Source organism: Acidihalobacter sp., assembly GCF_037381185.1.
Classification (GTDB): Bacteria; Pseudomonadota; Gammaproteobacteria; order DSM-5130; family Acidihalobacteraceae; genus Acidihalobacter_A.
Genome location: NZ_JARRQY010000091.1, coordinates 1 through 11,648, shown reverse-complemented (window position 1 = coordinate 11,648; position 11,648 = coordinate 1). Strand labels below are relative to the sequence as shown.

The following is an 11,648-nucleotide window of genomic DNA, read 5'->3' as shown; positions in this document are numbered from 1 at the left end:
CTCGACGATGCAGGCATCGCTTGGGTCGAAGTCTTCGTCGGAGGAGGACATGCCGCTGTCATGGCAGCCGTATCGGCTGGGCTCGCGGTCGCCGCTTTATCGTGCCGCCTCGCGCCCTCCGACACGGTCGAGGTGAGTCGGCGATTCGCTCTTCCTGAATTACCCAGCTCAAGAATCATGCTGCATTCGAAACTCACCGATCAGCGCTCGCGCGATGCCTTAAGAACAATAGCGGCGGCCTACCGGGAACATAGAGCATCCAAACATTAAGACTTAGAGAAGCAGTTATGAGTCACATGCACGGCTAGTCCTGAAATCTCGGTTTTAGGGGCGAACCGGGCAATCGGGGGCGGCACTGCTCAAGACAACCGAATCTTCCTCGACAACTCCAGACGGTCGGCCGCAGTTGGTCAATCGTACTCATAGCAGCCAGAGGATACGGCATGCACTTCTCTCGCTGTAGGTGCCGTCACATAATTCTGTAATTCCGATACTGATTTCCTCTCCCGCCGATTGTCCGTGCACCCAACCGTTTGGAGGCACGGACATGGCAACCGCCCACGACCCCGAAGAACTGCGCCGTTTCACCCGCGACATCCCCCTGCCGGCCTACCTGGCATCACGCGGCTATACGGCAACCCACGCCGGAATGCGTGCGCAAACACGGAAAGCACATGCGAGTCGTACGCCAGCGAGTAGCTGAAGCGCTAGGCGGTCCATTGCGTAACCAGCCAGAGGATGCCAAGGTGATCAGGAAGAAAACCCGGATGAGTGCCAGGCCAACGCGAGTCATGTCGCCCTGTTCGCTGAGAATGTGGTAGAGACCGGGAGCGGCGGATCATAACATCTCGCCACCTCGCGGTCGACGAATTATTTTCGCCTGTGACCCTACGCATTCGAATGCCATAAAACAGCCGGTTCGTCTTCTACGTAGCTATCGGACTAGCAATCGACACGGGTTCTCTCCACGCTCGGAGAACGCTTTCGCGCAGCACTTCTGTAAAGGGACCGTTTGCCGCAGGGCTCGGCCAGACCCAATACAAGGTGACGGCTCCATGCCAGTATGGCCAGATGACGACTTCGCCATTCTCTACCGCCTCTTCCGCTTCGGTACGACGCAGGATACCCGCACCGAGTCCGCCTGCGACTAGGCTGCGTACGGCGCCATCACTATCGGCGATACGCGACATCTTCGGCAACGCATCCATAGGGCGAAACAAGTCGATCATCGCACTGCCCAACGCGCACTCCGATACGCTGCCGACCCACGGTATTGCGAGCAAATCCGCAAGTTGCAGGCGGTGTACTTCCTGTTCGAAACGGAGCGGCAACACGACGGTTAAATCAATACACGCGAGAAATGTTGCTTCCACGCCATCGGGCGCACTCCCAGACAACGCGAATCCGCCATCGAATTCTGTGGCACGGGTTCGGTGGATCACTCGCGCCGAAAGATCGCGCTGCAGCCTTACGTCCAGCTTCGGATGGCGCTCGGCCAGCGCCGCCATGATGCTTCCCAACCGCAACGACAGCGAATCGGTCAGAATGCCGATGCATGCCTGCCCGCAGAGCTGACCACGGATTTCTTCCGCGGTCTGTGTCACATGCTTGGCTGCATCGAGCGTCGCCTGCGCTTCGTCCAACAGTCGCCGGCCTGCCGAAGTCAGATACATGCCTTTCGATGTGCGCGTGAACAAACGCACCTCGAACTCGTCTTCGAGCGCTCTGATCTGAGCGCTTGCAGCTGGAATGCTGAGGAACAGCTGGCCGGCAGCTCGCGACAGACTGCCTTCTCGGGCAACCGCTACAAACGTCCTCAATTGACGTAGGTCCATATCATTCCGTGTTCGCTGGCGTTTGACCGTTGTGGCCGTGAATCTGATTTGACCAATCCGAACGGTGTGTGCATGCATAGGAAGGTAGTCTGCACGGGCAGGAATCGATATGGGAGCACCGATTCCAGAGTTTGGCCTATGTTACCGCTGCAGCACATGTACCGGCGTTCAGCGGCACCTAAGGGTGGGTAAAAAAATCGCGAATAGTCTAATCAGCGACTGCTTTCGGACAATGAGGCCGTTACCAACGGGACGAGCCTCGATATGCATCGCAGATACAGCGTACTTCTTCCTTATCTGGCTTTATTGCTGGCCACTGCCAGTTGGGGCGGGCTCTTTCACGTCGGCAAGTATGTCGTCTCGGTGATCAACCCGGTGTGGTTTACCAGTCTGCGCTATGTGGCGGCAGCGTCTTTATTGCTTCCCCTGTTGGTGTCAGGACGAATGTCGGCGGTACATCTGCGTGAAGGCGTCTGGCTCCGGCTCAGCGGCCTGGGTTTTCTAGGCTATGGATTTTTCCCCATTCTGGTCTTCTACGGTCTCAAGTACTCCTTGCCAACGCATGGGGCCGTCATCATGGCCACCATGCCCGTCACGACGCTGCTGGTCGATTGGGCCAAAAGTCGCAGACGCCCCACGGCCAACGCATGGTTGGTAGTCGGCTGCGCAGTGTTGGGCGTAACGCTGGTAGCCGGCTTGTGGGGGGCTCCCACATCGATACCACGATTTGCCTGGCTGGGCGATCTGGTTGCCTGGGTCGGCACCCTGGGCTGGATCGCCTATACCCATGACGCGGCGCGGTTCCGCGACCTGTCGTACACGCAGTACACAGTATGGACTACAGTGCTGGCTGCGCCCTGGTTGTTGTTGATCGCGGTGCTGGCCTCATGGGGTGGATGCATTGCGTGGCCATCGGAAGCTCAACTCGTCGAGATCGTGCCTGCCATGACCTACGTCGTCGTCGCCGCCACCGTTGGTGCTGCACTGACCTACAATTTTGGCATCCGCCAACTCGGCCCAGCACGTGGCATCGTATTCGTCAATGCGATTCCGATCACGGCCGTGCTGATCTCACTCGCGTTAGGGCAAATGCCGTCAGCTCAGGAATGGGCGGGGATCGTCCTGGTCATAGCGGCATTGTTGGTACACGCTCTCTTTGTTGCCGGGAAGCACTAAACGTCTACAACAGCGCCGTCAGGCAAAGCAACCAGACTAGTACACGGCTTGATCTTGATCTATCTCAAAGACTCATTGATCCAACAAACACGCTACCCGCAACCGCAGTCTAAATAGCGGTACCGTAAATACGAATGTTATGAACCGGCTATTCATGACCGACTTCCGCCTGACGGGGATGTCCCACGGCTGAATGAAGCCGTAATTCAGATACCGATTTCCTGTCCCGCCGATTGTCCGTGCACCCAACCGTTTGGAGGCACGGACATGACAACCGCTCACGACCCCGAAGAACTGCGCCGCTTCACCCGCGACATCCCCCTGCCAGCCTACCTGGCATCACGCGGCTATACGGCGAGGCCCGATCCCCGGTACCGCAACGCGCTGCTGCTGCTTTCTCCCGGTGGGCGGGAGGCGCTGTCGGTCTCGCAGAAAGGCGGCGTCTGGCTCTACAACGACCGCTACGATCCGCAGAACAAAGGCACGATCGTCAACTGGGCGCAGCGCCACGGCGCCGCCAACCTGGGCAAGGTGCGCGCGGGTCTGCGCCCGATCCTTGGCGACGACAAGCGCCTGGGCGATCTGAAGGCCTTGCAGAACGTGCTGCAGCAGAGCGCCGACATCGAACGCCAGGAAGCCGGCCGCGCCGAGCTCGAAGCGTTCGTGCGCGACATCCCCCTGCCGGCCTTCCTCGAAAAGCACAGCTACGCGTTCGACGCCAAGGAAAGCTCGCGCAACAGCCTCAAGTTCCGCGGCGAGGCCGGCGTGCTGCTGGTCAGCCGGCAGCGCGACGGCGCCTGGGTCTACTGGAACGCGACCGACGACCGGGACAAGGGGACGATCACCCAGTTCTGCCGCAACAACCTGGGCGCGGCCAGCCTCGGCGAGGCGCGCAGGATGCTGCGCCCCGAGCTGGGCGGAGCCGCCGACTGGACGCCGCCGGCGAGCGTGCGGGCACGCGAAGGGCGCAGCGCCGAGGCGCAGGACATGCTGGATGCCTGGGGCAAGCTGCCCGGCATCTACCTGAAAGACGCCGATCCCGGCCGCTACTACCTGAACGGGCGCGGCATCAATCGTACGATCGGGCGCTTCGAGGACGCGATCCGGGCCGAGCCGGTACAGGGCCACGTCAACGTCGCGGTGGCGCACTACCAGTTCCGCGACGGCGAGGACCAGCCGCGCCTCACCGGCTGGGAACGCAAAGGTCCAGGTCGAGGTGGACGCTCGTTCAGCGGGTTCTCCGGGCACCGGGGACTCGCCCTGCTGGGCAAACCCGAAGACGGCTACACGCTGGTGCTGTGCGAATCCGGCATCGATGCGCTGTCGCGCGCCGAGCTGGACGCGGCCTACGCGCCCAACGAGTACCTGCGAAGCGTCTACGCCAGCACCGGCGGCGCGCCTGGACAAGCCTCGGACCGCACGCTGCGCGAACTCGTCGAACGCCATCCGCCTGCCGGCATCGCCATCGCCCTGGATGGCGATCAGCCCGGGCGCACAGGCGTGCGGCCGGGACGCGAGATGACCGGACACCTGCTAGCGGTGGTGCGCGAGACGGGCACCACGGCCGCCGTACGCATCGACCAGCCGCGCGACAAGAAGGACTGGAACGAACAGCTCCAGTTCCACAAAGAGCGCGGCGAGCTGGACATGCCCGAGCTCCAGCACGGCCGCCCCGACCGGATAAGCCTACCGATCGAATCCGACCGCTCCGTCGACTGGGATGCGGTGCAGGCCGCGCTGGACGCCCCGTGGCCGCCGGCCGCGCGCACCCAGACGCCGGGACTGTCGCTCGAAGAGGACTCACCTCCCCGTCTGCGAAATCCGCAGACGCTCTACACGGTGCATCAGGCGCCCGGCGAAGCCGTACATCGGAGCGCCAGCCTGGCGACTGCCGCACAAGCCTGGGCGCAGGCCGACCACGAGCGGTTTCCGATCCTGCACCGGCAAGGGCCGAACGACGTGGACGCCAGCGGCGACCCGCGGCCCCGCCGCCTCGCCTGGGTCGAGCCGGACACGCGGGAACGGCGCATGGACCGCGACGCGGTATCGGCCTCCGACGAAAGGCAGGCGCTGGCCGACGCCCTCGCACAGGCGCAGGAACGCGACGCTCGGCAGCAGGCCACGGAGCGCGAAGACGCCTGCGCCGCCGCCCGGCGCCCCGACCCGCAGGAGCACGAGATAGCCGGGGAAGACCTCGGCATGGAGCGCTGAGCCGTGGCCGTCCTCAGCAAGCGCAGCATCCTGGAAGGCCTCGCATCGAGCGTGCGCGAGATGGTCGACAAAGGCGAACGCCCGCCCTGGCAGAAACCCTGGACGCCTTCGCCGGTCTCGGCGATGCCGCTGCACAACCCCGTCACCGACCGCCCTTATCTCGGCTCGCTCAACACCTTTACCCTGTTCGTCGAGTCCGCGATCCGCGGATACGAGGATCCCCGCTGGCTGGGCTACCGCCAGGCCAGGGCCGAAGGCTGGCAGGTGCGCAAGGGCGAGAGCGCTTCGCACATCTACGTGCCGGTGCAGATCAAGACCAAGCGCGAGAACGGCGAGCCGGTCATGGAACGCGACCCCGAGACCGGCGAGGAGAAGCCGCGCCTGTTCCAGGCGTTCAAGTCGGTGCCGGTCTTCAATGCCGAGCAGATCGACGGCATCCCCGAGCTCGCACCGGAGCGCACCGCCGAAGCCAGCCTACCCCGCTCGCAAGAGCTAGATGCGATCGCCGAGGCCATGGGCGTCAGGATCGTCACCACGACCGACCGCGCGTTCTACAGCTCGCAGGTCGACCGCATCGGGATGCCGGCACGGGCGGCGTTCGCCGACCAGGGCGGATACGACAGCACCAAGGCGCACGAGCTGGCGCACGCGACCGGCCACGCCTCGCGCCTCGACCGGCCGCTGGGCAACCGCTTCGGCACGCCCGCCTACGCCTTCGAGGAGCTGGTCGCCGAAGCCTCCGCCTACACGCTCTGCCGCAGCCTGGGGCTGCCCTACTCCGGCGAGAACCCGGACATGAACCGCGAACAGTCCGCCACCTACCTCGCCGGCTGGAGCAGCCAGCTCGACGGCGATGCGCTGGCCAAGGCTCTCGACAAGGCCGTAACCGCCACCGGCTACCTGCAGCGCGCACTGGAACAGGCCAGGGAGCGCGGCTTGCTGGAAGAACGGACGCTGGACGAAGAGCGGCAGCAAGAACGGACAGCCCTGCATCCGGACGCCCATGCGCGGCAGGAAGCGGGCATGGAAACAGAGCCGGACCCCAACCGGTATGGCATCGAGCGCTAAGCGCAGCCGCAATCAAGGAGACTACGCATGGAAACCAACCCGCAGCAGACGGCCACGCCCGCACAGGAGGAACGCACCTCGCTTCTGGAGTCCTGGAAGGCGTTGCACGAGGAAGCCCGCGCGCTAATCCGCGCCGAACTTGACGACCTGGCCGAGCGTCACGTCGAAGAGCGCAGGCGCGAGGCCGAAACCATCGAGACGGACAAGGACGTATGGCTGAAGGAACAGCAGGCGCCGGAAGACGCGCATGCCAGCCTGTGGGCCCTAGAGAAGGCCCGCCGTCTGGAACCGCTGACGCATCGGCACGACCGCGAGCGCGACGCCACCGTCGACGGCATCGGAAAACCGCCCGCCTGGGACGAATGGCTACGCCAGCAAAACAGCGAGACCGCCCGCCAGCTCCTGGCGGAAATCGATGCCGAGCGCGAAGCCGGCCGCGGCAACGGCATCGAGGGCGAGGCTCCGGAACGACTGCGCCCGCTCTCCCTCGAAGGCATTGAGGGACGCTGGGACACTAGGCACGAGCATGTGGAATACCGCCGCGGCGAGTCTCCTGTGTTCACCGACACCGGTCCACGCATCGAGGTCGCCGGTGCCGAGGAACTGGACATCGAGGCGGCACTGCGGCTGGCCGAGCAGAAGTTCGAGCTTGGCAGTCCGCTGACGCTGACCGGCGACGATGCGTTCAAGGATCAGACGGCCCGCGTCGCCGCGCGGCTCGGCATCGCGATCAGAAACCCCGAGCTGCAGGCGGCCTGGGAAGAGGAACGTAACCGCCTGGGCCTGCCGCTGTCCCTGGATCCCGATATCGCCCTGCGCAACACCATCCGCGCCGACCTCGACCGGATAGCCGTCACGCTCGACGGCGAGCTAGCGCGCCAAGCCGGCGCCGGCGCCGGCGAGAACGCGACGCTCGAATGGACGCTGGAGCATGCAGACTGGCTGTCGGCCCGCGCCGATCTGGCCCAGGCCGACAGCGCTACGCGCATCGCGCTGATGCGCGCCGGCGATCGCGGGCTCGATGCCCTCTCGGACAGCGAGCGGTCGACGCTGGAAGCCGGTGGCTATCTTGACGACGAAGGACGCCTGAACAAACGGGCGATCGATACGCTCGCAGTGAAGGAGGAACTGCTGACCGCCGACGTGCGTCTAGTGCAGGAACGCGGACAGGAACGGGCACAGGAGCAAAAACAGAACCGCGACAAGACGGAGGCGGCCGAGCGCGAGCAAAAGGGGCTACGAACCCGCAACGTCGGCGAAGAGGAAATAGAGCAATCGGCAGAGCAGCACGAAGAGCACGCCCTGGATGCCGGCCTGCCCGACTTCGGGGTACAGCGATGAGCTGGCACCATGCCGGCTATGGCGCCTGGCATCACGGCTATGCCGGCGGGATTGGGCACATGATCGTCTCCAGTATCGTGCACGGCGTGGTCTACGATGTCATCTGGAAAGCGATGCGCGGGCTCGACCTGGCTGGGTCCGCTATTTTCCAGCTATCCGGACCGGGCTTTACTCAAACACAGCCCAGTGCGTTTTCATAATCGAGCCCGTGCCGTGGAAGCGGACGTTAACTGGGAGTGACCATCAGGCAAGAGTCGACCCCAAGCAGTCGTTTCCTTGATTCCAGATATGGTCGGCTATGTCGCGCACTGCGGACGCTCGGATCTGCAGCTATCTTCATGTGGTTTTGATGGATTCGCAGCGACTCACTCTTCCCAAATTGGGATGATTGATATGGCAATTAACAATCCAAGTGCGATATTGACCATCCGCCAGTGATGTCGTTTGTTCAGATATCTGCTAAGCGTCCGGCCGATGACACACCAAAGGCTGAGCGAGGCTATCGCACCCATCCCGAAAGCGGCGCAAAGAACCCCAGCGAACACAAAGGGTGAACCCGTCAACGCCCCAAACGATGCGGCGGCGCCGAGGGTCATGGCCCATGCTTTTGGATTGAGCCACAGGAGAAGTGCTCCTCCTGTCACGGTAAGCGGTTTTTGCGAGGGACTGGTGCTCCACTAGGCGCCCCGCCTGATCCAATCCGCCACGCCAAATACACCAGATACGCCGAGCCGGTAGTTTTCAGAATCCAGATCAGGGACGGGGCTGTATTCAAGACTGCGCCGAGACCGGCCGCCGATATGGCGGCCAGACTCGCAAGCCCCAACGCAATGCCGAAAATCAGCGGCAGACTGCGTCGAAATCCAAACTGCACGCCCGATGCCGTGGCCAAGGTGGTGGCTCCGCCGGGCGAGATCGTTGCGATCAGTACAAACAACACGAGAGAGGCAAGCATCCCTGATCCTTTGGTTCATAGAGCCACACCGACTCGATAACAGCCAATGATGTTGTGGGGCATGTAGCACACTCTAAGCACCCCTATGTCGCTTGGACATCGAATGTTTACAATGCAGCTATTACGGATGCTAATAGTTGAAACTGACGATGCCACGCGATCTCGATCTCCGCCTGATGCGTACATTTGCGACGGCCGCACGCTGTTTGAGCATGACGGCAACGGCCGATGCACTTCACCTTACACAGGGCGCTATCAGCCAACACGTCAAGCGATTGGAAGAACTGTTGGGGGACAGCCTTTTTGTACGCACGCGTAGCGGGCTGACGCTCACAGAGGCAGGTCAAAAACTGCTTGCCCGCGCAGAAGACTTACTGCAGTTGAACGACACGATTTATAGGGAATTTGGCGTCACCGAGCCAACACAGCGCTTGCGTATCGGGCTCCCTTTCGATCTTGTTGCAAGCTATTTCCCGGCGATCGTGCAACCGTACTCGGTATGCCATCCTCAAGTAGAGGTGTCGCTAATCAGTGGAGCGACACCCGAGCTCGCTTTGGCTGTGGAGGCTGGTGAAATCGATTTGGCTGTGCTTGAGGAACCGGACGATACCGTCAGCGGTGAACGCCTTGGGAGCGACCGACTCGTTTGGGTCGGGAGTCCCAACGGAAGCGTTTCTCATGAAAGACCGCTACCCGTTTCATTGATCAGTACGGCCTGCGCATTTCGCTCAGCCGTCACTACGGCACTGGACGAACAGGAAATTCATTGGAAAGCCATTTATAGCAACGGCAGTCTCGAAGCGACCGTCGCTGCCATCCAAACAGATCTTGCGGTCGGTGTATGGCTTTCCTCGGTATTACCGGCCGGTGTGCATGCACTGGGGCAAGATTCTGGTCTCCCTGAATTGCCTGACTTTGCGTTTACTCTTCATTTGACACCGCGTATATCCACAGGTTATGAGTTGGATATGGCGACTCAAATCAGAGCCGCTTTTGGAAATGTGCGGGAGAACACCTCATTGGCCAGTCCATAAGACTTGCATCTTGTTTAGCTAAGTAAGTATCCATTGCAAACCCATAATGAATTCCCACCAGTTCTCTGGATATTTCCGAGGCGTGATTGTTTCCTTCAGATTGGGCCACTCCTGATCCGAAAGCGGACGGTCCGAAGAGGCAATAAGAAAACGGCGAGTGCCCGCTTCTGGCCGATAGTGTTGAAAAACTCGATTGTCCAAAATAACCACTGTTCGCTGATCATTTTTTGCTCAAAAACGCGCGTGAGAGCCAGATTCTGAGGTAGTTTAAGACGACGATCGCCCCAGGTTTCGCGTACAGCGCCGTTATGGAATCGCTCACTGTGCCAGACAGAGTTTTTCAACAGAATAGGCCGGCTGCTGCCTAGCGGGAACTTCGCGCGACTGGCCGCTGTCGGCATCGGTAACTATAGTGCCCGATGATTCGGCATGTCCTCCCCGTGGCTAAGCACCGGCCAATCCAGACAGGCACCGTCACCTTTCCGGGGTGTCTCGCCCCCAGATCCCGGATCGGCATACTTCCCGCTCCTGCTCCCAGATGCCCCGCAGATCCCGATCCTTGACCTCAACACTGAGCCGGGCGGCTTCTCGTGCCGCCTGTTCGCGGAAAATCCCCGAGCCGGTAATCTCCACGGCTCCGCCGAACTTCCGAGCCGCCACGCGCAATCCGAGTCGTATTGCGTTGTCCTCCCGCACGTGCATTTCGATACGCGGGCCGGTGTCCGTGAATAGTCGGCGTCCGGCTTCGTCTTTGTAACGAATCTCACCGCGCCGACGGTCGACCTCTGCGTGCAGACTGGCCAGAGTGAGCGGCCGCATCTCTCCACGCGGTACGCCCTCGATGCCATTACGATTCCCACCGCCGGCGCGCCTGTCGCGATAACGAATGCCGCGCCAGGCGGACTCTGCAGCCGGATCGCCTTTCTCGGCTTCTTTATGCACCCAGTCGCACCAGACCATCGAGCGGCCCAACTCGTCGCCCTCTGCGCGCTCCGTGGCCTGCCGAGCCGCAAGCCCTTCGCGTTCCTTGGCGGCTTCGAGCGCCCATAGCGAGCGGGCCATGCCCGCGTCCATGCCTTCGTTGATCTTGGCCGCGATGAAAGCCCCGCGGCGTGCGGCCAGGCGTTCGCGCAAGTCCTTGCGCTCAGCCGCATGCCGCGCTGTGCGTTCCTTCCGTAGCCGTTGCCTCTCTTCTCTGCGGGTTTCGCGCTCGGCGATAAACCGCTGCTTGAGCGCTTCCCGCGCCTGCGTCCGCTGCTGCCGGCGTTCTTCCCGCTGAGGATCGTTCCGGCGGCCGCCGGGTTCCCGATCCTCGGCCGTTTGGAAGTCATGCACGAAACGTCCGTATGATGCGGCGCCGGCCGCGTCCGGCTCTATCCGGGCCGTTGGCGGCACGAAGGAGCCCAGGCGCTTCTCCAGCGCCGCTTTCGAGGCAAAACGCCCAAGCTGCGAGGCTTTGGCCACGACGGCTTGCCCGTCGTGCTCTCCGGCGACGACCAGCCCGCTGCCCTTGGGGCGCAGCTGCAGGCCGAAGCTGGCCAGGCATTCGTGCACCGCCTGCCAGTCGGCGCCGGGATCATCGAGACGCGGCCGCAGGACTTGTCCAGGGATGCCGGCAACCCATGCCTGGAAGGACGGCGCAGCCTGATTGCGTTCGGCCCACCCTGCCTTCGGGCTAGGCGCTGGCGCATCCCTGGCCTTTTCATCCCCAGGTTCTGGTCCTAGCTCGAAACCGTGCTCGCCGATGACGCCGCGCCGCTCCCGCTCTTTCCTACTGATGCGTTCGACCTGTGGCTTATCCCTTGGCGTTCGCACCACAACGAACGGCCCGTTGTCGTGACGCCAGCCTTGTTCGAGCTCCAGCTCCCGGCATGTGCGATCGATCGCCAGCCAGTCGAACCGGGGAGGACAGGTCCCCGGCGTGGGGCCCATAACCGCCACCGCGCTGGTGGCCAGCACCGGCGATATCCATCAGTTCGCCAACGCCCGTCAGTTCGCCGCGTGGCTGGGTCTTGTTCCGCGTCACTA

10 protein-coding genes and 1 pseudogene are annotated in these 11,648 nt (G+C 62.5%); 9 read left to right on the top strand and 2 right to left on the bottom strand.

What is annotated here, in order from left to right; translation table 11 throughout:
- A partial coding sequence (locus P8014_RS19795) for a hypothetical protein (RefSeq protein ID WP_337819056.1) occupies positions 1 to 270 on the top strand: 270 nt, incomplete at its 5' end.
- Between the two features lie 277 nt (positions 271 to 547).
- Positions 548 to 703 carry a hypothetical protein gene (locus P8014_RS19790; protein ID WP_337819055.1) on the top strand — a complete coding sequence of 52 codons (156 nt, stop codon included), beginning with the start codon at positions 548 to 550 and terminating at the stop codon, positions 701 to 703.
- A 223-nt stretch (positions 704 to 926) separates the two neighbouring features.
- Here the strand turns inward: P8014_RS19790 and P8014_RS19785 are convergent, their stop codons facing one another.
- Complete coding sequence (locus tag P8014_RS19785) at positions 927 to 1,835, bottom strand: LysR family transcriptional regulator (protein ID WP_337819054.1); 909 nt, start codon at positions 1,833 to 1,835, stop codon at positions 927 to 929.
- A 264-nt stretch (positions 1,836 to 2,099) separates the two neighbouring features.
- Between P8014_RS19785 and P8014_RS19780 the strand changes: the two genes are divergently transcribed.
- The 6 genes from P8014_RS19780 (at position 2,100) to P8014_RS19755 (ending at position 9,620) form a co-directional block, all read left to right on the top strand.
- Positions 2,100 to 3,011 (top strand): DMT family transporter, encoded by a 912-nt coding sequence (locus tag P8014_RS19780; RefSeq protein ID WP_337819053.1) that lies wholly within the window; start codon positions 2,100 to 2,102, stop codon positions 3,009 to 3,011.
- A 267-nt stretch (positions 3,012 to 3,278) separates the two neighbouring features.
- Positions 3,279 to 5,222, top strand: a complete 1,944-nt coding sequence (locus P8014_RS19775; protein WP_337819052.1) for a toprim domain-containing protein — start codon at positions 3,279 to 3,281, stop codon at positions 5,220 to 5,222.
- A gap of 3 nt (positions 5,223 to 5,225) precedes the next feature.
- Positions 5,226 to 6,290 (top strand): zincin-like metallopeptidase domain-containing protein, encoded by a 1,065-nt coding sequence (locus P8014_RS19770; RefSeq protein WP_337819051.1) that lies wholly within the window; start codon positions 5,226 to 5,228, stop codon positions 6,288 to 6,290.
- Between the two features lie 27 nt (positions 6,291 to 6,317).
- On the top strand, positions 6,318 to 7,631 hold the full coding sequence (locus tag P8014_RS19765; protein ID WP_337819050.1) for an LPD7 domain-containing protein: 1,314 nt from the start codon (positions 6,318 to 6,320) through the stop codon (positions 7,629 to 7,631).
- Positions 7,628 to 7,831 (top strand): hypothetical protein, encoded by a 204-nt coding sequence (locus tag P8014_RS19760; RefSeq protein ID WP_337819049.1) that lies wholly within the window; start codon positions 7,628 to 7,630, stop codon positions 7,829 to 7,831. Before P8014_RS19765 ends, P8014_RS19760 begins: the two co-directional genes overlap by 4 nt.
- Before the next feature lie 892 nt (positions 7,832 to 8,723).
- Positions 8,724 to 9,620 (top strand): LysR family transcriptional regulator, encoded by an 897-nt coding sequence (locus tag P8014_RS19755; protein WP_337819048.1) that lies wholly within the window; start codon positions 8,724 to 8,726, stop codon positions 9,618 to 9,620.
- A 474-nt stretch (positions 9,621 to 10,094) separates the two neighbouring features.
- Here P8014_RS19755 and P8014_RS19750 read toward each other — a convergent pair whose 3' ends face one another.
- Positions 10,095 to 11,438, bottom strand: coding sequence for an LPD7 domain-containing protein (locus tag P8014_RS19750; protein ID WP_337819047.1), 1,344 nt, complete (start codon positions 11,436 to 11,438; stop codon positions 10,095 to 10,097).
- A 94-nt stretch (positions 11,439 to 11,532) separates the two neighbouring features.
- On the opposite strand from P8014_RS19750, the pseudogene P8014_RS19745 reads away from it, so the two are divergent.
- Positions 11,533 to 11,648: pseudogene (locus P8014_RS19745) on the top strand (transposase); the annotation flags it as partial.